This is a genomic window from Pseudomonas sp. GZD-209 (assembly GCF_049310485.1).
Lineage (GTDB): Bacteria > Pseudomonadota > Gammaproteobacteria > Pseudomonadales > Pseudomonadaceae > Aquipseudomonas > Aquipseudomonas sichuanensis.
In genome coordinates this window covers 1-24,891 of the sequence record NZ_JBMOWQ010000096.1, presented here as the reverse complement: position 1 = coordinate 24,891, position 24,891 = coordinate 1, and the positions used below count along the sequence as shown (strand labels likewise).

The window sequence follows — 24,891 nt, the reverse complement described above, 5'->3', positions numbered from 1 at the left end:
AGTCCTCCCCCTCCCTCCTTGCCGCCCTGGGGGGGCGTTGTTCCCCCCCCCCGATGCGTTGCTGGCTGATTACAGCCCGTTACGCGCCTTGAACTCGCGGCGACGACGGTGCAGCACTGGCTCGGTGTAGCCGTTTGGCTGCTTGGCACCTTCAACCACCAGCTCGATCGCCGCCTGGAACGCGATGTTGTCATCGAAGTTCGGCGCCATCGGGCGGTACTGGGCGTCGCCGGCGTTCTGCTTGTCCACCACCGCGGCCATGCGCTTGAGGCTTTCCAGCACCTGCTCCTGGGTGACCACGCCATGGCGCAGCCAGTTGGCCAGCAGTTGGGCCGAGATGCGCAGGGTGGCGCGGTCTTCCATCAGGCCGACGTCGTTGATGTCCGGCACCTTCGAGCAACCCACACCGTGGTCGATCCAGCGCACCACGTAGCCGAGGATACCCTGGGCGTTGTTGTCCAGCTCGTTGCGGATCTCGTCGGCCGACCAGTTGGTGTCGGCAGCCAGCGGGATGGTCAGGATGTCGTCCACCGAGGCCGGGGTACGCTGGGCCAGCTCGCGCTGACGGGCCTGCACGTCGACCTTGTGGTAGTGCAGGGCGTGCAGGGTGGCGGCGGTCGGCGATGGCACCCAGGCGGTGTTGGCGCCGGCCAGCGGGTGGGCGATCTTCTGCTCGAGCATCGCGGCCATCAGGTCGGGCATGGCCCACATGCCTTTGCCGATCTGCGCACGGCCTTGCAGGCCGGTGGCCAGGCCGACGTCGACGTTGTTGTTCTCGTAGGCGCCGATCCACTTCTCGTTCTTCATGGCGCCCTTGCGCACCACGGCGCCGGCTTCCATGGAGGTGTGGATTTCGTCACCGGTGCGGTCGAGGAAGCCGGTGTTGATGAACACCACGCGCTCGGCGGCGGCCTTGATGCAGGACTTGAGGTTGACCGTGGTACGGCGCTCCTCGTCCATGATGCCGACCTTGACGGTGTTGCGCTTCATGCCCAGCAGGTCTTCGACGCGGCTGAAGATTTCGGCGGCGAAGGCCACTTCTTCCGGGCCGTGCATCTTCGGCTTGACGATGTACACGCTGCCGCTGCGGGTGTTCTTGCGGCTGGTGTTGCCGTTGAGGTTGTGCAGGGCGATCAGGTTGGTGAACAGGCCGTCCTGGATGCCTTCGGGGATTTCGTTGCCCTGGGCGTCGAGGATCGCCGGGTTGGTCATCAGGTGACCCACGTTGCGCACGAACAGCAGCGAACGGCCGTGTAGGGTGACGCTGCCGCCGTTGGGGGCTGCGTATTCGCGGTCCGGGTTCATGGTGCGGGTGAAGGTCTTGCCGCCTTTGCTCACGCTCTCGGCCAGGTCGCCTTTCATCAGGCCCAGCCAGTTGCGGTAGACGATCACCTTGTCAGCGGCGTCGACGGCGGCGACCGAGTCTTCGCAGTCCATGATGGTGGTCAGCGCCGACTCCATCAGGATGTCTTTCACGCCGGCGGCGTCGGTGCTGCCGACCGGCGTGCTGGCGTCGACCTGGATCTCGAAGTGCAGGCCGTTGTGCTTGAGCAGCACGGCGGTCGGTGCGGCGGCGTCGCCGTGGAAACCGATCAGTTGGGCGTCGTCACGCAGGCCGCTGTTGCTGCCGCCCTTGAGTGCCACCACCAGCTTGCCGCCTTCGATGCGGTAGGCGGTGGAGTCGACGTGGGAGCCGGCCGCCAGTGGCGCGGCTTCGTCGAGGAAGGCGCGGGCGAAGGCGATCACTTTGTTGCCACGCAGCTTGTTGTAGCCCTGACCCTTTTCGGCGCCGCCTTCATCGCTGATCACGTCGGTGCCATACAGCGCGTCATACAGCGAGCCCCAGCGGGCGTTGGCGGCGTTCAGGGCGAAGCGAGCGTTCATCACCGGCACCACCAGCTGTGGGCCGGCCATGTGGGCGATTTCTTCGTCGACGTTTTGCGTGGTGGCCTGGAAATCGTCTGCTTGTGGCAGCAGGTAGCCGATTTCCTGGAGGAATGCTTTGTAGGCTACGGCGTCATGGGCCTGGCCTTTGCGTGCCTGGTGCCAGGCATCGATCTTGGCTTGCAGCTCGTCGCGCTTGGCGAGCAGGGCTTTGTTCTTGGGAGCGAGGTCGTTGATGATCTCTGCCGCCCCGGCCCAGAACTTTTCGGCTTCGATGCCGGTTCCAGGGATCGCTTCGTTATTGACGAAGTCGTACAGGGCCTTGGCGACCTGAAGGCCACCGACTTGAACGTATCCAGTCATTGCTTGCCTCACCTCTGCTCAGCTATTTCGCTTTCGCTCTTCTGTATTAAGCCTGTAGCGCTTCTCTAAACACGGCACCAGTGCATGCACTCGTCGGGCGAGCGCGGCTGGGTGCGGCTCGCCAGACTGGCTGGCGGGCGGCTCGCGTATTTTCACAGGCGCCTTGGCAGACATCCAAACGACGCTTTGTAGTCCGCGTCGACGCATACTACATGAAGCAGCAGGCAGGTAAACATCAGACTAAAAGCGTCGCTGCGTGACCGATAAGTCGCGTAGGGTCACGCCGGGAGAGGGTATGTTCGCAAAAAACAGGTGGATTGTTCCAGATAAATCTTGAAACAGTACACGATTGATCGGCAGGACTGTCCTGCGGCAGGTTGCCGCGCCTTGCCTATACTGATTCGGTCCCTGTTGTTCGGCCGTTTGACACGGCCCTGACCGAACCTGAAGGAGTGGCCTGTGGACCATCTCGTACTCACCGTGATCGCCCCCGACAAGGCCGGGCAGGTCGAACGTATTGCCCAGTGCATCGCCGATCACAGCGGCAACTGGCTGGAGAGCCGCATGTCGCGCATGGCCGGGCAGTTCGCCGGGATCCTGCGGGTGGCGGTGCCGGCAGAGAACTACGACGAACTGGTCGTGTCGCTCAATAAATTGTCGAAATACGATATTCGCGTGCTGATCGCCGAAAGTGGCATCGAGCCGTCGTGTACCTGGAAGCCGATCGCCATGGAACTGGTGGGCAACGATCGGCCGGGCATTGTCCGTGATATCACCCGTTTGCTGGCGGAGCAAGGGGTCAATGTCGAGCGTTTGAGCACCGAGGTGCGGCCGGCGCCGATGAGCAGCGAACCGCTGTTCCATGCCGACGCCCTGCTGGCGCTGCCGTTGACCTTGGCCCTGGATGATTTGCAGCAGCGGCTGGAGAGCCTGGCGGATGATCTGATGGTGGAGTTGAAGTTGCGGCCGGAGGAGTGAGGCGAGTTGGTCGGGGCTGCGAAGCGCCCCCAGCTTTATCCAGATTCGACGGGGATGCTCCTGTGGATAACCTGGGGGCGTACCGCTACAGCCCAACAACGGTGCAGGCTGGCGCAATTTGAGCAAAAAACACCCAGTAATCAGTAGCTTGTGCACAAACCACGGGGACGAGGGTGTGGATAACCTCTGGAGCGCTTGCTGCAGGCCACGCACCGCGTGCCCTGCAGGGGTTTGAGCATTATTTGATCAGCCGCGCTTGCGCAAACTGAGCCAGGCATCGACGCTGTAAACGGCCAGGCCCGCCCAGATACAGGCGAAGGCCATCAATGTGCTGGACGACAAATGCTCGCCGAACAGCAGCACCGCCTGCAGCAGCACCAGGGTCGGCGCCAGGTACTGCAGGAAGCCCAGGGTGGTGTACGGCAAGTGACGGGCGGCGGCGTTGAAGCACACCAACGGCACCAGGGTCACCGGGCCGGCGGCGATCAGCCACAGCGCTTCGCTGCTGCTGAAGAAGTCCAGGCTGGCGCTGTTGGCGGTGGGGTGCAGCAACAGCCAGCCGATGGCCAATGGCACCAGCATCCAGGTCTCCACCACCAGCCCTGGCAACGCGGCCACTGGCGCCTGTTTACGAATCAAGCCATAGAAGCCGAACGACAGCGCCAGTGCCAGCGACACCCATGGCAGGCTGCCGACCTGCCACACCTGCTGCGCCACACCCAATGCCGCCAGCCCTACCGCCAGCCATTGCAGGCGGCGCAGGCGCTCGCCGAGCAGCAGCATGCCCAGCAGCACGTTGATCAGCGGGTTGATGTAGTAGCCCAGGCTGGCCTCGAGCATGCGCCCGTTGTTCACAGCCCACACGTAAGTCAGCCAGTTACCGGCGATCAGCGTGCCGCTCAGGGCCAGGATGGCCAGGCGGCGTGGGTTGTCACGCAGTTCGCGCCACCAGCCGGGGTGTTTCCACACCAGGAGCAGCAACGAGCCGAACAGCGCCGACCACAGCACCCGATGGACGATGATTTCCACCGCCGGGACGCTCTGGATGGCTTTGAAGTACAGGGGGAACAGGCCCCAGATGATGTAGGCGCCGAGGCCCAGAATGTACCCGCGGCGCGGGTTGGCGGCGTGCATGCAGAATCCTTGCTTAGGTAGCTAAATAACGCGACGCCTATTGTAGACAGAGCACGCAGCTCATCTAGAACAATTTCAGCGGTTGTTCATCCAGCGCAGCCATCTGCTCGCGCAGCGCGAGGATCTGGTCGCCCCAGTAACGCGGCTGGCCGAACCAGGGGAAGCTCGGCGGGAACGCCGGGTCGTCCCAGCGCCGCGCAAGCCAGGCGCTGTAGTGCAGCTGGCGCAGGGCGCGCAGGGGCTCGATCAGGGCCAGTTCGCGCGGGTCGAAATCGTGGAACTCGTTGTAGCCGTCGATCAGTTCGGCCAGCTGGCCGAGGCGCTCTTCGCGGCTGCCGGCGAGCATCATCCACAGGTCTTGTACCGCCGGGCCCATGCGGCAGTCGTCGAGATCGACGACGTGGTAAACCTCGTCGCGGTGCATCAGGTTGCCGGGGTGCAGGTCACCGTGCAGGCGGATCAGCTTGTGCGGGGTACGTGCGTAGATGTCCTCGACGCGCTTGAGCAGGTCACGGGCCACGGATTCGAAAGCCGGCAGCAACTCGCGGGGGACAAAATTGCCTTCGAGCAGGGTGCGCAGGGAGGCGTGGCCAAAGTTGTCCACAGCCAGTTGTTCGCGGTGTTCGAAGGGGCGGGTGGCGCCGACCGCGTGCAGGCGGCCGAGCAGTTGGCCGAGGCGGTAGAGCTGGTCTAGGTTGCCCGGCTCGGGCGCATGCCCGCCGCGGCGAGGGAACAGGGCAAAGCGAAAGCCCTGGTGCTCGAACAGCGAACGGCCTTCGTGCTGCAGCGGCGCTACCACCGGCACCTCGCAGTCGGCCAGTTCGGCGCTATAGGCATGCTCTTCGAGAATGGCCGCGTCGCTCCAGCGCCCCGGGCGATAGAACTTGGCGATCAGCGGCTGCGCGTCCTCGATGCCCACCTGGTAGACCCGGTTTTCGTAGCTGTTCAGTGCCAGGACACGGGCATCGCTGAGAAAGCCCAGGCTTTCCACGGCATCGAGCACGAGGTCGGGGGTGAGGGTGTCGAAGGGGTGGGACATACAGGGCTCCAGGCGCGGGGACAGCGTGGGCGCATGGTAGCGCATTCCTCGCGGCAACCGCGGGCTGCGCTATACCGGTACGCCCAGCAGTACATAGGAGGGATGGAACTGCACGCGGATCTCGCAGCCTGCCCGTACCTGATGCTGCTCCAGCCATGGCTGCTCGGCGATCGCGCACAGGGTCTGGCCGTTGCCCAATACCAGGCGCACTTCGCGTTGCTCGCCGTCATCGGCCAGGACTTCCTCGACCGTGGCCTTGAGGCAATTGCTGCCGTGCTCGGCCTGCTCATCGGCGCCCAGCAACTGCAGCCAACCCGCTTTGAGCAGCGCCAGCACCGTGGCGCCCAGGGTCAGCTCGAGCCGTTCGGTACTGCCACGGGTGATCAAGGCTTCAATCTCCAGCCCGCCGCCGAGGGTCAGGCTGATACGGTCATGCCGGCCTTCGCGGCGCAGGCCGCTGATCCGCCCCTGCAACTGGTTGCGGGCACTGGTGCGCAGCATCAGACGCCCGAGCAAGTCGAGGTCGCTGCTGTGCTCTGCGGCTTCGAGCATCTGTGTCTGCAAGGCTTGCAGGCGCTGGTACAGGCGCAGCACGCGTTCGCCCTCGGCGGATAGCCGTGCGCCGCCGCCACCACGGCCGCCCGTGCTGCGCTCGACCAGCGGCTGGTCGGCGAGGTTGTTGAGCTCGTCGATGGCGTCCCAGGCGGCCTTGTAACTGATGCCGGCGGCCTTGGCGGCGCGGGTGATCGAGCCTTGTTCGGCCACATGCTGCAGCAGGGCAATGCGCTGCGGGCGGCGGGCGATGTGCTGGGTGAGCAGGGCGGGCAGGGACATGGGCGGGGTTCGGTTGTGCGGAAGATCCCGCGACGTTGCCGCCCGCACCCGGTCAAGTCAAGCCTGATCGGGCCTTGGCGTGCGCGCCAGGCAATAGATGTCGACACGCCGGGCGCCCTGTTTGCGCAACAGGCTGGCGATGGCCTGGGCGGTGGCGCCGGTGGTCAGCACATCATCGATTACCGCCAGGTGCAGGCCTTCGACTTCAGCGCCCGGGGCGAGGGCGAAGGCCTGGCGCAGGTTGCGCCGCCGGGCCTTGGCCCCCAGGGCCTGCTGGGCCTGGGTGTCGCGTGTGCGTTCGAGCAGCTGTTCGTCGCAGGGCAGTTGCAGTTGCGTGGCCAGCCAGCGGGCCAGCATCGCCGCCTGGTTGAAGCCGCGTTGGCGCAGGCGGCGGCTGGCCAGGGGGACGGGCAACAAGCGATCAGGCCGTGGCAGGTGTTCGTTGAAGCGATGTTCCAGGGCCTGGCCTAGCAGCTGCGCCATCAGGAGGCCCATCGGCCACTGGCTGTTGTGCTTGAAGCGGCTGATCAGGCTGTCGACCGGAAAGCCGTAATGCCACAACGCAACGACCTGGTGGAACGCCGGTGCGCGGCGGCGGCAGCTGGCGCAGGTGAAGCCGTCCATCGGCAGTGGCAGCCCGCAGCGGCGGCACTGTTCGTGGAGCCAGGGCAGTTCGCTTTCGCAGGCCATGCACAGTGGCCAGGGCTGTTGCGCGGGTTCGTCGCAGAGCAAACAGTACTGATCAATATTTATACACTTGTAAACCAGTGCTTTTATGTTTGGTTGACAGTCCATGGTCCTTCCGTAAATATGCGGGCTATCCGTGATGCGCTGGCGGGCTTTCCTGTCCCGGCGTCAGTCAGACCATAGATAAGGAAACGCCGATGAGCGCCAGCACAATTGCAACCACACGTCACGACTGGTCCCTGGCCGAGGTCAAGGCGCTGTTCCAGCAGCCGTTCAACGACCTGCTGTTCCAGGCGCAGACCATGCATCGCGCACACTTCGACCCCAACCGCGTACAGGTATCGACCTTGCTGTCGATCAAGACTGGCGCCTGCCCGGAAGACTGCAAGTACTGCCCGCAGTCCGGCCACTACAACACCGGGCTGGAAAAACAGAAGCTGATGGAAGTGCAGAAGGTGCTGGAAGAAGCCGCCCGGGCCAAGGCCATCGGCTCCACCCGGTTCTGCATGGGCGCTGCGTGGAAGCACCCGTCGGCCAAGGACATGCCCTACGTGCTGGAGATGGTCAAAGGGGTCAAGGCCATGGGCCTGGAAACCTGCATGACCCTCGGCAAGCTCGACCAGGAGCAGACCCAGGCCCTGGCCCAGGCCGGCCTGGACTACTACAACCACAACCTCGACACCTCGCCGGAGTTCTACGGCAGCATCATCACCACCCGTACCTACAGCGAGCGCCTGCAGACCCTGGCCTACGTGCGTGATGCCGGCATGAAGATCTGCTCCGGCGGCATCCTCGGCATGGGCGAGTCGCTGGACGACCGCGCAGGCCTGCTGATCCAGCTGGCCAACCTGCCTGAGCACCCGGAATCGGTGCCGATCAACATGCTGGTCAAGGTCGCCGGCACGCCGTTGGCTGAAGAGGAAGATGTCGACCCGTTCGATTTCATCCGCATGCTGGCCGTGGCCCGCATCCTCATGCCCAAGTCCCACGTGCGCTTGTCCGCCGGCCGTGAACAGATGAACGAGCAGATGCAGGCCCTGGCCTTCATGGCTGGCGCCAACTCGATCTTCTACGGCGAAAAACTGCTGACCACCGCCAACCCGCAGGCCGACAAGGACATGCAGCTGTTCGCCCGCCTTGGCATCAAGCCCGAAGCCCGCGAAGAGCACGCCGACGAAGTGCATCAGGCCGCCATCGAACAGGCAGTGGTCGAGCAGCGCAACAGCGCACTGTTCTACGACGCTGCCTCGGCCTGAGCATGGCCTTCGACCTCGCCGCGCGGCTGGCCGAACGGCGTGCCGCGGACCTTTACCGTCAGCGGCCACTGCTGCAGAGCCCGCAGGGGCCGCAGGTGGTGGTCGATGGCCAGCCGCTGCTGGCCTTCTGCAGCAACGACTACCTGGGCCTTGCCAACCACCCCGAGGTGATCAAGGCCTGGTGCGACGGCGCCGAGCGCTGGGGTGTCGGCGGCGGCGCCTCGCACCTGGTGATCGGCCACAGCACACCGCACCACCAGGTCGAGGAGGCACTGGCCGAATTGACTGGGCGCCCGCGGGCGCTGTTGTTCTCCACCGGCTACATGGCCAACCTTGGCGCCATCACCGCGCTGGTGGGGCAGGGCGACACGGTGTTGCAGGACCGCCTCAACCATGCCTCGTTGCTCGATGGCGGGCTGCTCAGCGGGGCGCGTTTCAGCCGTTACCTGCATAACGATCCGGCCAGCCTGGCCAGCCGTCTGGGCAAGGCCACCGGCAATACGCTGGTGGTCACCGATGGCGTGTTCAGCATGGATGGCGACTGCGCCGACCTGCCGGCCCTGGCTGAAGTCACCCGCGCCCGCGGTGCCTGGCTGATGGTCGACGATGCCCATGGCCTGGGTACCTTGGGTGCCAAGGGTGGCGGTATCGTCGAGCACTTCGGGCTGGGCATCGAGGATGTGCCGGTGTTGATCGGCACGCTGGGCAAAGCCTGTGGCACGGCGGGCGCCTTCGTCGCGGGCAGCGAGGAGCTGATCGAGGCGCTGGTGCAATTCGCCCGCCCCTACATCTACACCACCAGCCAGCCACCGGCGCTGGCCTGCGCCACGCTCAAGGCGCTGGAGTTGCTGCGCCGGGAAACCTGGCGGCGCGAGCACCTGGCGGCGTTGATCCGCCAGTTCCGCGAGGGCGCCGAGCAGATCGGCCTCAAGCTGATGGACAGTCACACGGCGATCCAGCCGATCCTGATCGGTGATGCCGCCCGGGCGATGGCGTTGTCGCGCCGGCTGCGCGAGCGTGGCCTGCTGGTGACGGCTATTCGCCCACCCACCGTACCCGCCGGCAGCGCGCGGCTGCGGGTGACGCTGAGCGCCGCCCACAGTGAGGCGCAGGTCCAGCTATTGTTGAATGCATTGGCCGAGTGTTATCCGCCGCTGGAGGCCGCCGATGCGTAACCGTTTGATCCTTCTGCCCGGCTGGGGGCTGGGTACCGCGTCACTGGAACCGCTGGCCGCCAGCCTGCGTGCCCAGGACCTGCGCTTGCAGGTAGAACTGATGCCGCTGCCGGAGCTGCCCCACAGCGACGTGCAGGCCTGGGTCGAACACCTCGACCGGCAGTTGCCGACCGATGCCTGGCTGGGTGGCTGGTCGCTGGGTGGCATGCTTGCCAGCGCCTTGGCCCACAAGCGTGGCGACCACTGCTGCGGGCTGCTCACCCTGGCCAGCAATCCCAGTTTCGTCGCCCGGCCGGACTGGCCCCATGGGATGGCGGCGGACACCTTTGGCACCTTCCTCGATGGCTGCCGCAGCCATACGCAGGTCACTCTCAAGCGCTTCCGCACCCTGTGCAGCGACGGCGCGCTGCAGCCGCGCACCCTGTTGCGTCAGTTGGGGGTGGGCGTACCCGATACCGACCCGTTGTACCTGGCCACCGGCCTGGAAGTGTTGGCCAAGCTGGATACCCGCGCGGCACTGGAGCAGTACGGCGGCCCACAACTGCATCTGTTTGCCGGCAGTGACGCGTTGGTTCCGGCGGAGGCGGCCAAGGCGTTGAGCGAGTTGTTGCCGGACGTGGAAGTCGGCCTGGTCGAAGACAGTTCCCACGCCTTCCTGCTGGAATATCCGCAGGAGCTGGCGGCGGGCATCAAGAGTTTTTTGCATGAGAGTGGCGATGACTGACCTTTCCCAGCCGAGCCTGCCCGGCGGCCTGCCAGACAAACGCCAGGTGGCGGCTTCGTTCTCCCGTGCCGCCGCCAGCTACGACAGTGTCGCGGCCTTGCAGCGTGCGGTGGGGGCGACCTTGCTGGACAAACTGCCGGACGACCTGGCGCCTGAGCGCTGGCTTGACCTGGGCAGCGGCACGGGGCACTTCAGCCGGCTGTTGGCGACGCGTTTCGCCAGTGCCAGCGGCGTGGCCATGGATATCGCCGAGGGCATGCTGCGCCATGCCCGTGAGCAAGGTGGTGCGCAGTATCACGTGGCGGGTGATGCCGAGCGCCTGCCGCTGGCCGATGGCAGTGTCGACCTGCTGTTCAGCAGCCTGGCGGTGCAGTGGTGTGGCCAGTTCGGCAGTATCTTGAGCGAGGCCGGGCGGGTGTTGCGCCCGGGCGGTGTGATGGCGTTCAGCAGCCTGTGTGTCGGTACGCTCGACGAGCTACGCGCCAGCTGGCAGGCGGTAGACGGCATGGTCCACGTCAACCGCTTCCGCCACTTCGAGGACTACCAGCGCCTGTGCGCGGGCAGCGGCCTGGAACTGCTCGGGCTGGAGCGCCGCGCCCATGTGCTGCACTACCCGGACGTGCGCAGCCTGACCCACGAACTCAAGGCCCTTGGCGCGCACAACCTCAACCCTGGGCGCCCTGGCGGGCTCACCGGGCGGGCGCGGATGCAGGGGCTGCTGCAGGCTTACGAGCAGTTCCGTCAGCCCCAGGGGCTGCCAGCCACCTACCAGGTGGTCTATGGTGTGCTGCGTCAATCTGCGGCAGAGGGGCAGTAACATGAGCCAGGCCTATTTCATCGCCGGCACCGACACTGACGTTGGCAAGACCACCATCGCCGCCGGCCTGCTGCATGCGGCGCGACAGCATGGCTTGAGTACCCTGGCAGCCAAGCCGGTGGCGTCCGGTTGTGTGGTCACCCCCAAGGGGTTGCGCAACAGCGATGCCCTGGCGCTTATCGATGAAAGCTCGATCAAGCTGCCTTATGAGGAGGTCAATCCTTTCGCCTTCGAGCCGGCCATCGCGCCTCATGTTGCCGCGCGCGAAGCCGGGGTAGCGCTGAGTGTGCCGACGTTGCTGGAAGCCATGCACCATGTGCTGGCACAGCATGCCGATTTCACCCTGATCGAAGGTGCCGGGGGATGGCGCGTGCCGCTTTCGGACCACGCCAACCTGTCGGACCTGGCGATTGCCCTGAAGCTGCCGGTGATCCTGGTGGTTGGCGTGCGCCTCGGGTGTATCAACCACGCCCTGCTCAGTGCCGAGGCGATTGCCCGCGATGGCCTGCAACTGGCCGGTTGGGTGGCGAACATCGTCGACCCACGGACATCGCGGTTGGAAGATAACCTTTCCAGCCTGGCCGAGCGGCTGCCCGCGCCTTGCCTGGGGCGGGTGCCATGGCTCAAGCAGGCGAGTGCGGATGCGGTGGCCGCGCATCTGCAGCTGGATCTGCTGGACTAGACGGCCTGCCGGATGACGGCATGATCCGGTCTATTGGCTGGCACTAGGCTATTAGGGATTTAAACGGGCCTTTTTCCGGCTGGCCTGCTTTAATAAGCCCTGTTCATTACCCAGCGTCACGGAGTCCTGACATGGAAATCAACGCAAGCTCCGCCTTCTACGCAGGCCTGGGGGCCATCCAGAACGGGCAGAACCGTGTCGACCAGGCCGCCCAGCAGATCGCCAGTGGCGCCGTCGAGCGTGGCAACACCAGCCAGTCCACCGACTACCAGGCCGAGCGCCTGCGTGGCGTCGACCGCAGCCAGCAGATGGACCTGGCCACCAGCACCGTGCAACTGGCGCTGGGCAAGCAGGAAGTCGAACTGGGCGTCAAAGTCGCCAAGGCCTCGGACGAAATGCTCGGTCGGTTCATCGACACCTACGCCTGATCGTCACCTCACATTCAGCAACATCGCGGGGGGAGAACACCCCCCCACCCCCTCCCCCCCCTCCCCCCCGGGTGGCGTTTGGGGGGAGTGTCCCCCCCCCGCGATGCGTTTAGAGGGTTGTGGCGTAAATGTCATGTTGGGCGGCATAAATGGCACTGAGCCTTCCTTGACATCGCAGCCACCTAAACGTAAGTTTCAAACAACTGTTTGATCGATAGCCGCCAAGCATTGGTCGGTGTCAGCGGTCTCCCCAGAGAACTCATCACAGAGGTTCATCGCAATGCCTGATTACAAAGCTCCCTTGCGTGATATCCGCTTCGTCCGCGACGAACTGCTTGGCTATGAGGCGCACTATGCGAGCCTGCCGGCCTGCCAGGACGCCACGCCAGACATGGTGGACGCGATTCTTGAAGAAGGCGCGAAATTCTGTGAGCAGGTATTGGCCCCGCTGAACCGTGTCGGTGACCTGGAAGGCTGCACCTGGAGCGAGTCGGGCGTGAAAACCCCGACCGGTTTCAAGGAAGCCTACGAGCAATTCGTCGAAGGCGGCTGGCCGAGCCTGGCCCATGACGTCGAGCATGGCGGCCAGGGCCTGCCTGAGTCGCTGGGCCTGGCCCTGAGCGAGATGGTCGGTGAGTCGAACTGGTCGTGGGGCATGTACCCAGGCCTGTCCCACGGCGCGATGAACACCATCTCCGAGCACGGCACCCCCGAGCAGCAGCACACCTACCTGACCAAGCTGGTGTCCGGCGAGTGGACCGGCACCATGTGCCTGACCGAACCGCACTGCGGTACCGACCTGGGCATGCTGCGCACCAAGGCCGAGCCTCAGGCCGACGGCAGCTACAAGGTGTCCGGCACCAAGATCTTCATCTCCGCCGGTGAACACGACATGGCCGACAACATCGTCCATATCGTCCTGGCTCGCCTGCCCGATGCACCTGCCGGCACCAAAGGCATTTCGCTGTTCATCGTGCCCAAGTTCCTGCCAAACGCCGAAGGCGGCGTCGGTGAGCGCAACGGCGTGAGCTGCGGCTCGCTCGAGCACAAGATGGGCATCCACGGCAACGCCACCTGCGTGATGAACTTCGACAGCGCCACCGGCTACCTGATCGGCCCAGCCAACAAGGGCCTGAACTGCATGTTCACCTTCATGAACACCGCACGCCTGGGCACCGCACTGCAAGGCCTGGCCCACGCTGAAGTGGCGTTCCAGGGCGGCCTGAAGTACGCCCGCGATCGCCTGCAGATGCGCTCCCTGACCGGCCCGAAAGCGCCTGAAAAGGCGGCCGACCCGATCATCGTCCACCCCGACGTGCGCCGCATGCTGCTGACCATGAAGGCCTTCGCCGAAGGTAACCGTGCGATGGTCTACTTCACCGCCCAGCAGGTGGATATCGTCAAGTACAGCCAGGATGAAGAGGCCAAGAAAAAGGCCGACGCACTGCTGGCCTTCCTCACCCCGATCGCCAAGGCCTTCATGACCGAAGTCGGCTTCGAAGCCGCCAACCACGGTGTGCAGATCTACGGTGGCCACGGCTTCATCGCCGAGTGGGGCATGGAGCAGAACGTGCGCGACAGCCGCATTTCCATGCTGTACGAAGGCACCACCGGCATCCAGGCCCTCGACCTGCTCGGCCGCAAGGTACTGATGACCCAGGGCGAGGCGCTCAAAGGCTTCACCAAGATCGTTCACAAGTTCTGCCAGTCGCAGGAAGGCAACGAAGCTACCAAGGCGTTCGTCGAGCCGCTGGCCGCGATCAACAAGGAGTGGGGCGAGCTGACCATGAAGATCGGCATGGCGGCGATGAAGGATCGCGAGGAAGTCGGTGCCGCTTCGGTGGATTACCTGATGTATTCCGGCTATGCCTGCCTGGCTTACTTCTGGGCCGACATCGCTCGCCTGGCCGCCGAGAAGCTGGCTGCCGGCACCAGCGAAGAGGCGTTCTACAACGCCAAGCTGCAGACTGCGCGCTTCTACTTCCAGCGCATCCTGCCGCGCACCCGCACGCATGTCGCGGCGATCCTGTCCGGTGCCGACAACCTGATGGCGATGAAGGAAGAAGATTTCGGTCTGTCCTACTAAGCCCGCCGGCTGTAGCAAAACCGCCTGCCGTTATCGGCAGGCGGTTTTTTTTCGTCCGTCGATTCAGCTGGCCAAGTGGCAGTGGTCCGCCAGGCAGGGGTTCAGACATCTCCAGGGTGATCGCGGAGCAAGCCCCTTCTTGCAAAAAGAAGGGAAAAGTCTGCAGAGATGTCGCATCCAGTAACGAGTGTGCCTCAAGCATGCACGCCTACCTGCCGTTAACCCGACGTCAAAATTTCATCTATTCAGGTGCACAGTGGATGAAGTAGGGGCACAATGCCATTATTGATCTGCCGGGTCGGAGATTACCCTTGTTTCGTCTATCCGCTGTACGCGCGAGCCACTTCCTGCCTTCGCTGATTCTTTTGCTGTCGGGCCTTGCCGCGGCCTATGTGAGGGACCTGAGTGTCTTCTTCACATCGCTGTTCAATGTGCTGCCCACCTTGGTCCTGCTGCTGGGCGGGGCCTATTGCGCGGTGTATCGCCGGCAGCGCGAGCTGTTCCTGATGGTCACGGTATACATCGCCTATTTCCTGCTCGACACCCAGACCGATTTCTACCGCGACAATGGCCGGGTGCGCGAGGATGCTGCGGTGATCTTCCACCTGGTCTGCCTGCTGCTCCCGGCGTTGTTCGGTCTGTACGCGGCCTGGCAGGAACGCACCCACCTGGCCCAGGACATGCTCGCCCGCTTTGCCGTGCTGTTTGCTGTCGGCAGCGTGGCGCTGGCGCTGGAGCAGAGCTTCCCCGAGGCCCTGTTGGGCTGGCTGGCGGAGATCCGCTGGCCGTCGCTGCATGGCCAGTGGATGAGCCTTATCCAGTTGGCCTATCCGATGTTCATCGCCGTGTTCATCCTGCTGGTGGTGCAGTACCTGCGTGAGCCCCGGCCCTTGCATGCGGCACAGGTCATCGGGCTGATCGGTATCTTCTGGATGCTGCCCAAGACCTTCATCCTGCCGTTCACCCTGAACATCATGTGCAGCCAGGTGATGCTGATGATCGCTGCAGCCGTCTCCCACGAGGCCTATCAGATGGCCTTCCGCGACGAACTGACCGGCCTGCCGGGGCGCCGCGCATTGAACGAGCGCATGCAGCGGCTGGGGCGCAACTACGTGATCGCCATGAGCGACGTCGACCACTTCAAGAAATTCAACGACACCCATGGCCATGACGTCGGTGACCAGGTTCTGCGCCTGGTGGCCAGCCGCCTGTCCAAAGTCACCGGCGGTGGCCGCGCCTACCGCTATGGCGGCGAGGAGTTTGCCCTGGTGTTCGCCGGCAAGACTGCCGAGGAATGCCTGCCGCACCTGGAGGCGGTGCGCGAGATGATCGCCAACTACGCCATCCAGCTGCGCGACCAGAGCAACCGCCCACAGGACGATGGCGCCGGCCGACAGCGCCGTGCTGGGAGCGGTAGCAGTACGGTTTCGGTCACCATCAGCATCGGTATCGCCGAGCGCCAGCTTGAGCATCGCAACCCCGAGCAAGTGCTCAAGTCCGCGGACCAGGCCCTGTACAGCGCCAAGGGCGCGGGGCGTAACTGCGTGATGACCTTCGGCCAGCAATCACAGCGCGGTGCCATTCGAATGGCGTGACCATGGCTGACTATTCGGTCGCATGATGACCCTATGTCTCGAAAAAGTTGTTCGGTTACACTGGCTACAACCCAGTGCCGCGGTCCCGTCGGACCGCCCCGAGCCTTATAGCGAGAGGTTGTCATGGCTGAATATAAAGCGCCCCTGCGCGATATGCGCTTCGTTCTCAATGAAGTCTTCGACGTGGCCGCACTCTGGTCGCAGCTGCCCGCCCTGGCCGAGACGGTCGATGCCGACACCGCCATGGCCGTGCTGGAGGAGGCCGGCAAGGTCACCAGCAAGACCATTGCCCCGTTGAGCCGTGCCGCCGACGAAGAAGGCTGCCACTGGGACAACGGCGCAGTGCGCACCCCGGCAGGCTTCATCGAGGCCTACCAGACCTTTGCCGAAGGTGGCTGGGTGGGCGTGGGTGGCGATCCGCAGTTCGGCGGCATGGGCATGCCCAAGGCGATTTCCGCCCAGGTCGAAGAGATGGTCAACGCCTCGAGCCTGGCGTTCGGCCTGTACCCGATGCTCACCGCCGGTGCCTGCCTGTCGATCAACGCCCACGCCAGTGAGGCGCTGAAGGAAAAATACCTGCCAAACATGTACGCCGGTGTCTGGGCCGGTTCCATGTGCCTGACCGAGCCCCACGCCGGTACCGACCTGGGCATCATCCGCACCAAGGCCGAACCGCAGGCCGACGGCAGCTACAAGGTCAGCGGCACCAAGATCTTCATCACCGGGGGCGAGCACGACCTCACCGAGAACATCATCCATCTGGTGCTGGCCAAGCTGCCGGACGCCCCGGCCGGCCCCAAGGGTATTTCGCTGTTCCTGGTGCCCAAGTTCCTGGTCAACGAAGACGGCAGCCTCGGTGCGCGCAACCCGGCCAACTGCGGCTCGATCGAGCACAAGATGGGTATCCAGGCCTCGGCCACCTGCGTGATGAACTTCGACGAGGCAGTCGGCTATATCGTGGGTGAACCGAACAAGGGCCTGGCCGCCATGTTCACCATGATGAACTACGAGCGCCTGGGTGTTGGCATCCAGGGCCTGGCCTCGGCCGAGCGCTCGTACCAGAACGCCGTCGAGTACGCCCGCGACCGCCTGCAGAGCCGCGCACCAACCGGCCCGCAGGCCAAGGACAAGGCCGCCGACCCGATCATCGTCCACCCGGACGTGCGGCGCATGCTGCTGACCATGAAGGCGCTGATCGAGGGTGGCCGGGCCTTCTCGAGCTACGTGGCGCTGCAACTCGACAGCGCCAAGTACAGCGAAGACGCCGCGACCCGCAAGCGCAGCGAAGAACTGGTGGCCCTGCTGACGCCAGTGGCCAAGGCTTTCCTCACCGACCTGGGCCTGGAGTGCACCGTGCACGGCCAGCAGGTGTTCGGTGGCCACGGCTATATCCGTGAGTGGGGCCAGGAGCAACTGGTACGTGATGTGCGCATCACCCAGATCTACGAAGGCACCAATGGCATCCAGGCCCTGGACCTGGTCGGTCGCAAGGTGGTGGCCAGCGGCGGCGCCTACTACCAGCTGTTTGCCGACGAGATCCGCCAGTTTGTCGCCACCGCTGGCAGCGAGTTGAGTGAGTTCACCAAGCCGCTGGCGGCCTCTCTCGACCAGCTCGACGAACTGACGGCCTGGGTGCTGGACAAGGCCAAGGGCAACCCTAACGAGATCGGTGCGGCGTCGGTGGAGTACCTGCACGCGTTCGGTTACGTCGCCTATGCCTACATGTGGGCACTGATGGCCCGTGCGGCCAAGGCGGGCGAGGGCGATGCCGACTTCTATGGGGCCAAGCTCGGCACCGCACGGTTCTACTTCGCGCGGCTGTTGCCACGGGTGCATTCGTTGGTGGCTTCGGTGAAGGCGGGGAGCGATTCGCTCTATCTGCTGGACGCTGAACAGTTCTGATCAATCTGTGGGCTGCCCTGCCGCCCACTCCAGTCCGTCCGGAGCGTCAATCGGCAGCGCTTACGCAGGGGCGCGATTATCGTGGCCCTGCTTGTAGGAATATTGTCGTGGTGGCGTGGGATTGATCGGAAAGCTGCAAGCATCAAGCCCCTGCTGGCCTCGCCGTTTACCCATGAACCCTGTTGTAAGCTTTGGCTTACATGACGTGGTGACTTTTCGCCCCTTTCCTAAGATTGGATCCACGGTTACTCTTTCTTACATGGACGTAGCGCAGGAAGCGCAATGGACAAACAGGGACACGAAAGGATCCTGCCAGGACGGTGGGGAGATAGGGATGTCACAGGGAAACAGTCTAGGAAACCTCGCTTCGGCGGGGTTTTCTTTGTGCGCGTATTTTTCAGCCGAGCACGTCCAGCGGTGATACGCCCAGCTGGCGCGCGTCGGTCTCTGCTTCCAGCAGGGTGCGCAGCAGCTCCACAGACGCCTGCTGGCGCTGGGCATCGCGAAATACCAGGCCGACCTTCAGCGGTACCCGCGGCTCGCTCAAGGGCTTCCACAGCAGTGCCTGGTCATCCTCGGCAGCCTCTTTGGCCCGCCCTGGCAGGACGGTGGCCAGCGCCGTGTGCGCCAAGCTGTCGAGAATCCCCGCCATGTTGTTCATCTCTGCCTGTACCTGCGGCCTGCGGCCCAGGTTGGCCAGTTGCGCCTTCCAGATCTGGCGGATCTGGAACTCTTCACCCAGCATCAGCATCGGCAGTTCGGCCGCCTGGTGCAGCGAGACCTTCTTGAAGTCTTTCAAGGGGTGGGTATTGGGGATGACCAGCTGCAACTCGTCCTCATACAGCAACAAGCCGTGCAGCCCCGGTTGGCGCGGTGGCAGGTAGCTGATCCCGATATCCAGGTTACCGTTGAGCAAGCGTCGCTCGATTTCCAGCCCCGACAGTTCATATATCTGCACCACAAGGTGCGGCTGAGCCTTGCGCACGCGTTCCAGCAGCTGCGGCACCAGGCTTGGCCGCACGGTCTGCAGCACGCCGATGGCCAGGGTACGCAGCGACTGGCCCTTGAAGTTGCGCATGGCCTCGTGGGCCCGCTGCAGGCCATCGAGCAGGGGCAGGGCGTGGTTGTACAGGGTGTGGGCGGCCAGGGTTGGCAGCAGGCGTTTGTTGCTGCGCTCGAACAGGCTCAGGTCGAGGCTGTGCTCCAGCTGACGGATCTGTTGCGACAGCGCCGGCTGGGAGAGTGACAGGCGTTCGGCGGCGCGGCCCACATGGCCTTCTTCATACACCGCGACGAAATAACGCAGTTGGCGAAAATCCATAAGTGATACTTATCGAAAAAGCTGAAAAAACCAAATGGCCCCGAAGCGCCCCGAGGCCTAGTCTATCGCCGTATTCCAGTGGGTTACAGCGATCATCGAGGCGATTGTTACCCCGGATGAAAAACACTTTTGATAGGCAAGGCAAAATATCAAATCCGGCATTCGACCGGAGGCCTTGACCGCCGCCGACCGTGAATGGCTGGAGCCCTGATGAACCTGTTCAACCTGCGCCGCCCGGCCCCTGTCGTGGCAGCGCCCAAGCCTGTTCCGGCGCCCGAGCCTGCCTCGGCGCAGCTATCGCGCGAACGGCTGATGCCCGGCAGCGAACGTGCGGCGCAGGTGTTCGTGCGCGGCCAGGGTTCCTGGCTGTGGGACAGTGAAGGGCATGCCTACCTGGACTTCACCCAGGGCGGCGCGGTCAACAGCCTCGGCCATAGCCCGAGCGTGCTGGTCAAGGCGTTGGGCAGCCAGGCCCAGGCATTGATCAACCCGGGCGCGGGCTACCACAGCCGCAGCCTTCTCAGGCTGGTCGAGCTCCTGTGCCAGAGCACCGGCAGTGACCAGGCCTACCTGCTCAACAGCGGCGCCGAGGCCTGTGAAGGGGCGATCAAGCTGGCGCGCAAGTGGGGCCAGCTGCACCGTAACGGCGCCTACCACATCATTACCGCCAGCCAGGGCTGCCACGGGCGAAGCCTGGGTGCGCTGTCGGCCTCCGACCCGTTGCCGTGCAACCGCTGCGAGCCGGGGCTGCCGGGTTTCAGCAAGGTGCCGTTCAACGACCTGGCCGCGCTGCATGCGGCGGTGGACTCGCGCACCGTGGCGATCATGCTCGAACCGATCCAGGGTGAGGCCGGGGTGATCCCGGCCACCCGTGAATACCTCAAGGGTGTCGAGCAGCTGTGCCGTGAACTGGGCATCCTGCTGATCCTCGACGAGGTGCAAACCGGCGTAGGACGTTGCGGTGCCTTGTTGGCGGAACACACCTACGGCGTGCGGGCCGACATCGTCACCCTGGGCAAGGGCCTGGGCGGCGGTGTGCCACTGGCGGCGTTACTGGCCCGTGGTTCGGCCTGCTGCGCCGCCCCCGGCGAGCTGGAAGGCAGCCACCACGGCAACGCACTGATGACCGCCGCTGGGCTTGCGGTGTTGCAGACCGTGCTGGAGCCGGGGTTCTGCGAGCAGGTGCAGGACAGCGGCCGGCACCTGCGCGACGGCCTCAGCCGCCTGGCCGGGCGCTATGGCCAGGGGGAGGTGCGCGGCCAGGGCCTGCTGTGGGGCCTGCAGTTGCGCGATGACGCTGCCGCAGCCTTGGTCGAGGCCGCGCTGCATGAAGGGCTGCTACTCAATGCCCCGCAGGCCGATGTGGTGCGTTTCTCGCCGGCCCTGACCGTGAGCAAGGGCAACATCGACGAGATGCTCTTGCGCCTGGCCCGTGCCTTTGCCCGTGTGCACACCCAGCAAGCCAACCGCCGCGAAGTGTCGGCCTGAGCGGCCACCCGGCGTAACGAATTCAACGAACCGTCTCGCGTTTCTGCGCATCGCCCTTGGCCTGTAGTGTTTGGCTCGGGGCGTTTTTTTTTGCCTGGCGTTCTGTGATGGAACCACTGCGCGGTGCAGCTAGTCTTTGTTGAAACCCTTCAAGGAGCGTTTCGCATGGATTTCATTCGCATCATCATCGCCATCCTTCTGCCGCCACTGGGGGTGTTCCTCCAGGTGGGTTTCGGTGGGGCATTCTGGCTGAACATCCTGCTGACCTTGCTGGGGTACATTCCGGGCATCGTGCATGCGGTGTACATCATCGCCAAGCGTTGATGCCCGGGTGGCCTCATCGCCGGCAAGCCGGCTCCCACAGGCAAAGTGCAGGTCTTGAGTTCGGCGCGCTCAGGTGGGAGCCGGCTTGCCGGCGAAAGGGCTGCAAGGCAGTCCCATCCATCTACCGGTGCAAAACCCGGCAATAGAACTTCCACTCCTCCTCCAGCGCATGCGCCAGATTCGCCGCCTGGCGGAACCCATGCCGCTCGCCGGGATAGAAGTGCCCCTCGGCCTCGATGCCGTTGGCCGTGAGGGCGTCGAGCATGCTGCGGGTCTGCTCCGGTACCACCACCGCGTCCAGCTCGCCCTGGAAGAACACCACCGGCACCTTGATCCGTCCGGCGTGCAGCAGCGGCGTGCGCTGGCGATAACGTTCGGCATCGCGCAGCGGGTCGCCGATCAACCAGTCGAGATAATCGCCCTCGAACTTGTGGGTTGCACGGCCAAGTGCCTCAGGGTCGCTGACGCCATAAAGGCTGGCACCGGCACGGAAGACCTCATGGAACGCCAAGGCGCACAAGGTGGTATAGCCCCCGGCGCTGCCGCCGCGGATGAAGGCCTGGCTCGGCTCGATCAGGCCCCGTGAGGCGAGGTGGGCGACGGCGGCGCAGGCATCCTCCACGTCGCTCTCGCCCCAGCGCAGATGCAGTGCCTGGCGGTAGGCACGGCCATAGCCGCTGCTGCCGCGGTAGTTGAGGTCGGCGACGGCGAAACCGCGTTGGGTCCAGTACTGGATACGCGGGTCGAGCACCGGGTAGCAGGCCGAGGTCGGGCCGCCGTGGATGAACACCAACAGTGGCGACGGTGTGCCACCGGCCATGGCGGGGTAGAAGAAGCCGTGGGCCACGCCATCGCCGCTGGCATAGCGGATCGGCTGCGGGGTGCTGATATGCGCGGCGGGCAGTACCTGCGCGCCGCCTGCCAGTACCTGGACGTCATGGTTGCTGCGGTCGATGGCAATCACAGCCGGCGGGCTGATCGGCGACGCGGCGATGGCGTAGACATGCCCGGCATCCATGGCCAGGCTGCGAAAGCGTGTATAGGCGCTGGCGTAACGCGCCATCTCGCCCGTGTTGCTGCGTAGCCCGAGCTGGCCGAAGCCGTCCTCGAACCAGCTGGCCAGGTAGCTTTGCGGGCCAAGCGCCAGCCAGGTGCAGGGCCCCAGCTGCCAGGGAGCCGCGGCGTGGTCGGCGCTTGCCGAGGGCAGGCGCTGCCAGTGCCCATCGACCTCGCCCCAGGGCTGCCAGTAGCCGTCGAGGTCAGACAGGCAGTACAAGCGGCCCTGGGCATCGAAGCGCGGTTGTTGCAGGGACTCTGTGCCCCCAGCGATGCAGTGTGGCGCCCCCCACGCACCGCTGACATCGCGCTCGCGACACATCAAGCGGGTGACGGTCCAAGGCTGATGCGGGCGGTCCCATTCAATCCAGGCCAGGCGGCAGCCATCGGCGCTGATGGCCGGTGTGGCATAGAAGTCGGCCCCTTCGGCGAGCACATCGCGCCGGCCTTCGGCAACGGCAACCAAGCGGTGCTCGACGTGGCTGCCATGGCGCTCCTCGATCGCCAGCACTTCACCCGCGTGCCACAACAGGTCGCCGTAACGGCAATCGGTGTGCTGGGTCAGCCTGTGAGGTGGCGTGCCATCGAGCGCCTGGAAATAGACCTGTTGATCGTTCTCGTTGACGAACGCCAGGCCATCACCCGCGAGGCAGAAGCTGCCGCCACCATACTCGTACACCCGGCTGCGCACACTGAAACCATCGGGGGTGAGGCAGTGGGCCTGTTGGTCGCGCCAGTGCCAGATACGGCAAGCGCCGTCGGCTGGGCGGAACTCATTCCAGAACAAGCCCTGCTCACCGGCCTTGAGCTCGGCGAAATCGGTGCCGGCGGCTACTGCCTGTGCGGCACTGAACTCAGCCGCGGGCGATGACATGGGAGTTGCGCTCATTGCGGAAGGTCAGCTCTTCGATGGCAAGGGTGGCGTGCTCGGCCTCCTCGCGGGCCTTGAGGATGATGCCGTGGTCCGGCGATTTGCCGCACACAGGGTCGGCCTTGCTGGCATCGCCGGTGAGCATGAACGCCTGGCAGCGGCAGCCGCCGAAGTCCTTTTCCTTTTCGTCGCACGAGCGGCAGGGTTCGGGCATCCACTCATAACCGCGGAAGCGGTTGAAACCGAACGAGTCGTACCAGATGTGGTGCAGGTCATGCTCGCGCACATTGGGGAACTGCACCGGCAACTGGCGCGCGCCATGGCAGGGCAGGGCGGTGCCGTCGGGGGTGATGGTCAGGAACAGGCTGCCCCAGCCGTTCATGCAGGCTTTGGGGCGCTCTTCGTAGTAGTCCGGGGTGACGAAGATCAGCTTGCAGGGGTGGCCTTCGGCCTTGAGCCTGGCGCGGTATTCGTTGGTGATGCGCTCGGCGCGCTCCAGCTGCTCACGGGTTGGCAGCAGGCCCAGGCGGTTGAGCTGCGCCCAGCCGTAGAACTGGCAGGTGGCGAGTTCGACGAAGTCGGCTTCCAGGGCGATGCACAGCTCGATGATGCGGTCGATCTTGTCGATGTTGTGCCGGTGGGTGACGAAGTTGAGCACCATCGGGTAGCCGTGGGCCTTCACTGCCCGGGCCATCGCCAGTTTCTGCGCGAACGCCTTCTTCGAGCCGGCCAGCAGGTTGTTCACCTGCTCGTCGCTGGCCTGGAAGCTGATCTGGATATGGTCCAGCCCGGCCTGCTTGAAGGCGGCAATCTTCTGCTCGGTCAGGCCGATGCCGGAGGTGATCAGGTTGGTGTAGTAACCCAGGCGCCGGGCTTCACCGATCAGTTCGGCGAGGTCCTGGCGCACCAGCGGCTCGCCGCCGGAAAAACCGATTTGCGCAGCGCCCATCTCGCGGGCTTCGGCCATCACCTTGAACCACTGCTCGGTCGTCAGCTCCTTGCCCTGCTCGGCGAAATCCAGCGGGTTGGAGCAGTACGGGCACTGCAACGGGCAGCGGTAGGTGAGCTCGGCCAGCAGCCACAAGGGCAGGCCGACCGGCACCTCAGGCGAGGGTGATCCAGTGTTCGGCACGGGCCACCTCCATGAATTGCTCGATATCGTCGGCGACTTCGGGCACACCGGGGAACTGCTGCTCAAGCTCGCTGATGATCGCCGCAACGCTGCGTTGGCCATCGACCAGCCCGCCGATCAGGCCGGCGCTGTCGTTGAGCTTGATCATGCCTTCGGGGTACAGCAGCACATGGCCCTTCTGCGCCGGCTCGTACTGGAAACGGTAGCCGGGGCGCCAGGCGGGCACCTGTTCACGATTGAAGCTCATAGGGCGATCCCCTTGTGCCAGACCCGTTCAGCCGTGACGCTGTGATAGGGCGGGCGGTTCAGTTCATAGGCCATGCTCATGGCGTCGAGCATGCTCCAGAGGATATCCAGCTTGAACTGCAGGATCTGAAGCATGCGCTCCTGCCCGGCACGGGTGGTGTAGTGCTGCAGGGTAATCGCCAGGCCGTGTTCCACATCGCGGCGGGCCTGGCCCAGGCGGGTGCGGAAGTACTCATAGCCGGCCGGGTCGATCCAGGGGTAGTGCTGCGGCCAGCTGTCCAGCCGCGACTGGTGGATCTGCGGGGCGAACAGTTCGGTCAGCGAGCTGCTGGCGGCCTCCTGCCAGCTGGCGCGGCGGGCGAAGTTGACGTAGGCGTCGACGGCAAAGCGCACGCCGGGCAGCACCAGCTCCTGGCTGCGCAACTGGTCCGGGTCCAGGCCCACGGCCTGGCCCAGGCGCAGCCAGGCCTCGATGCCGCCGTCCTCGCCTGGGGCGCCGTCATGGTCGAGCAGGCGCTGGATCCACTCGCGGCGCACTTCGCGGTCCGGGCAGTTGGCCAGGATCGCCGCATCCTTCATCGGGATGTTGACCTGGTAATAGAAGCGGTTGGCCACCCAGCCCTGGATCTGCTCGCGGCTGGCGCGGCCCTGGTACATCGCCACGTGAAACGGGTGATGGATGTGGTAATAGGCGCCCTTGGCGCGCAGGGCCTGCTCGAATTCGGCAGGGGACAGTGGCGTTGCGTCGCTCATCTGGCGGACTCCTGTAATGCGGTTTCGCGGCTTGATTCGTCGTACCGTGGGAGCGGGCTTGCCCCGCGATTACGGGTCAGGCCGGCGCCGTCCATCGCGGGGCAAGCCCGCTCCCA

General features: G+C 64.8%; 22 protein-coding genes. 12 read left to right on the top strand and 10 right to left on the bottom strand.

All coding sequences use genetic code 11. The features are described 5' to 3' along the window. Nucleotides 1-69: 69 nt before the first annotated feature. Nucleotides 70-2,247, bottom strand: a complete 2,178-nt coding sequence (locus ACO6VM_RS12480; protein WP_422403341.1) for a malate synthase G — start codon at nt 2,245-2,247, stop codon at nt 70-72. 459 nt (nt 2,248-2,706) lie between these two features. Here ACO6VM_RS12480 and ACO6VM_RS12475 point away from each other — a divergent pair, with 459 nt between their 5' ends. Continuing rightward, nucleotides 2,707-3,225, top strand: coding sequence for a glycine cleavage system protein R (locus tag ACO6VM_RS12475; RefSeq protein ID WP_125462313.1), 519 nt, complete (start codon nt 2,707-2,709; stop codon nt 3,223-3,225). Nucleotides 3,226-3,471: 246 nt separating this feature from the next. On the opposite strand, the gene rarD is transcribed toward ACO6VM_RS12475, so the two are convergent. The 4 genes from rarD to ACO6VM_RS12455 all read right to left on the bottom strand — a co-directional run bounded on the left by rarD (nt 3,472) and on the right by ACO6VM_RS12455 (nt 7,027). Continuing rightward, on the bottom strand, nt 3,472-4,359 hold the full coding sequence (gene rarD, locus ACO6VM_RS12470) for an EamA family transporter RarD (RefSeq protein WP_110994325.1): 888 nt from the start codon (nt 4,357-4,359) through the stop codon (nt 3,472-3,474). A gap of 64 nt (nt 4,360-4,423) precedes the next feature. Beyond that, nucleotides 4,424-5,398 (bottom strand): serine/threonine protein kinase, encoded by a 975-nt coding sequence (locus ACO6VM_RS12465; RefSeq protein ID WP_323830170.1) that lies wholly within the window; start codon nt 5,396-5,398, stop codon nt 4,424-4,426. Nucleotides 5,399-5,467: 69 nt separating this feature from the next. Beyond that, nucleotides 5,468-6,232 (bottom strand): TOBE domain-containing protein, encoded by a 765-nt coding sequence (locus ACO6VM_RS12460; protein ID WP_258644172.1) that lies wholly within the window; start codon nt 6,230-6,232, stop codon nt 5,468-5,470. 57 nt (nt 6,233-6,289) lie between these two features. Then, on the bottom strand, nt 6,290-7,027 hold the full coding sequence (locus ACO6VM_RS12455) for a ComF family protein (protein ID WP_401057614.1): 738 nt from the start codon (nt 7,025-7,027) through the stop codon (nt 6,290-6,292). Between the two features lie 89 nt (nt 7,028-7,116). On the opposite strand from ACO6VM_RS12455, the gene bioB reads away from it, so the two are divergent. The 9 genes from bioB to ACO6VM_RS12410 all read left to right on the top strand — a co-directional run bounded on the left by bioB (nt 7,117) and on the right by ACO6VM_RS12410 (nt 17,584). Beyond that, on the top strand, nt 7,117-8,175 hold the full coding sequence (gene bioB, locus ACO6VM_RS12450; protein ID WP_153786023.1) for a biotin synthase BioB: 1,059 nt from the start codon (nt 7,117-7,119) through the stop codon (nt 8,173-8,175). A 2-nt stretch (nt 8,176-8,177) separates the two neighbouring features. Beyond that, nucleotides 8,178-9,350, top strand: coding sequence for an 8-amino-7-oxononanoate synthase (bioF, locus tag ACO6VM_RS12445; protein WP_422403340.1), 1,173 nt, complete (start codon nt 8,178-8,180; stop codon nt 9,348-9,350). Then, nucleotides 9,343-10,074 (top strand): alpha/beta fold hydrolase, encoded by a 732-nt coding sequence (locus tag ACO6VM_RS12440; protein WP_125462320.1) that lies wholly within the window; start codon nt 9,343-9,345, stop codon nt 10,072-10,074. The genes bioF and ACO6VM_RS12440 overlap by 8 nt, the downstream gene beginning before the upstream one ends. Next, nucleotides 10,067-10,891 (top strand): malonyl-ACP O-methyltransferase BioC, encoded by an 825-nt coding sequence (bioC, locus tag ACO6VM_RS12435; RefSeq protein WP_401057616.1) that lies wholly within the window; start codon nt 10,067-10,069, stop codon nt 10,889-10,891. Before ACO6VM_RS12440 ends, bioC begins: the two co-directional genes overlap by 8 nt. Nucleotide 10,892: 1 nt before the next feature. Continuing rightward, on the top strand, nt 10,893-11,573 hold the full coding sequence (bioD, locus tag ACO6VM_RS12430) for a dethiobiotin synthase (RefSeq protein WP_422403339.1): 681 nt from the start codon (nt 10,893-10,895) through the stop codon (nt 11,571-11,573). Between the two features lie 131 nt (nt 11,574-11,704). Further along, on the top strand, nt 11,705-12,001 hold the full coding sequence (locus ACO6VM_RS12425; RefSeq protein WP_125462323.1) for a pyrroloquinoline quinone biosynthesis protein PqqE: 297 nt from the start codon (nt 11,705-11,707) through the stop codon (nt 11,999-12,001). 280 nt (nt 12,002-12,281) lie between these two features. Then, nucleotides 12,282-14,087: a phenylacyl-CoA dehydrogenase gene (locus tag ACO6VM_RS12420; RefSeq protein ID WP_422403338.1), complete on the top strand. Its 1,806-nt coding sequence runs from the start codon at nt 12,282-12,284 to the stop codon at nt 14,085-14,087. Nucleotides 14,088-14,398: 311 nt separating this feature from the next. Then, on the top strand, nt 14,399-15,682 hold the full coding sequence (locus ACO6VM_RS12415; protein WP_401057619.1) for a GGDEF domain-containing protein: 1,284 nt from the start codon (nt 14,399-14,401) through the stop codon (nt 15,680-15,682). A 123-nt stretch (nt 15,683-15,805) separates the two neighbouring features. After that, the gene (locus tag ACO6VM_RS12410; RefSeq protein WP_401057620.1) at nt 15,806-17,584 is read left to right on the top strand and encodes an acyl-CoA dehydrogenase C-terminal domain-containing protein; all 1,779 of its coding nucleotides are present in this window, start codon (nt 15,806-15,808) and stop codon (nt 17,582-17,584) included. 397 nt (nt 17,585-17,981) lie between these two features. Here the strand turns inward: ACO6VM_RS12410 and ACO6VM_RS12405 are convergent, their stop codons facing one another. After that, nucleotides 17,982-18,905, bottom strand: a complete 924-nt coding sequence (locus ACO6VM_RS12405; RefSeq protein WP_401057621.1) for a LysR family transcriptional regulator — start codon at nt 18,903-18,905, stop codon at nt 17,982-17,984. A gap of 210 nt (nt 18,906-19,115) precedes the next feature. On the opposite strand from ACO6VM_RS12405, the gene ACO6VM_RS12400 reads away from it, so the two are divergent. Together ACO6VM_RS12400 and ACO6VM_RS12395 are read left to right on the top strand one after the other, a co-directional pair. Beyond that, a complete protein-coding gene (locus ACO6VM_RS12400) occupies nt 19,116-20,393 on the top strand; it encodes an aspartate aminotransferase family protein (RefSeq protein ID WP_422403337.1) in 1,278 nt (425 codons plus the stop codon). 165 nt (nt 20,394-20,558) lie between these two features. Continuing rightward, nucleotides 20,559-20,717, top strand: a complete 159-nt coding sequence (locus tag ACO6VM_RS12395; protein WP_003177654.1) for a YqaE/Pmp3 family membrane protein — start codon at nt 20,559-20,561, stop codon at nt 20,715-20,717. A gap of 121 nt (nt 20,718-20,838) precedes the next feature. Here the strand turns inward: ACO6VM_RS12395 and ACO6VM_RS12390 are convergent, their stop codons facing one another. Genes ACO6VM_RS12390 through pqqC form a run of 4 tightly spaced genes read right to left on the bottom strand, consistent with a single transcriptional unit; the run spans nt 20,839 to nt 24,775 of the window. Further along, nucleotides 20,839-22,662 carry an alpha/beta hydrolase family protein gene (locus ACO6VM_RS12390; protein WP_422403336.1) on the bottom strand — a complete coding sequence of 608 codons (1,824 nt, stop codon included), beginning with the start codon at nt 22,660-22,662 and terminating at the stop codon, nt 20,839-20,841. Further along, entirely contained in the window at nt 22,628-23,776 is a 1,149-nt protein-coding gene (gene pqqE, locus ACO6VM_RS12385) for a pyrroloquinoline quinone biosynthesis protein PqqE (RefSeq protein ID WP_401057624.1), read from the bottom strand. Before pqqE ends, ACO6VM_RS12390 begins: the two co-directional genes overlap by 35 nt. Further along, nucleotides 23,748-24,023 (bottom strand): pyrroloquinoline quinone biosynthesis peptide chaperone PqqD, encoded by a 276-nt coding sequence (gene pqqD, locus ACO6VM_RS12380; protein ID WP_110994308.1) that lies wholly within the window; start codon nt 24,021-24,023, stop codon nt 23,748-23,750. The genes pqqE and pqqD overlap by 29 nt, the downstream gene beginning before the upstream one ends. Further along, nucleotides 24,020-24,775, bottom strand: a complete 756-nt coding sequence (gene pqqC, locus ACO6VM_RS12375) for a pyrroloquinoline-quinone synthase PqqC (RefSeq protein WP_422403335.1) — start codon at nt 24,773-24,775, stop codon at nt 24,020-24,022. The genes pqqD and pqqC overlap by 4 nt, the downstream gene beginning before the upstream one ends. Between the last annotated feature and the right edge of the window lie 116 nt (nt 24,776-24,891).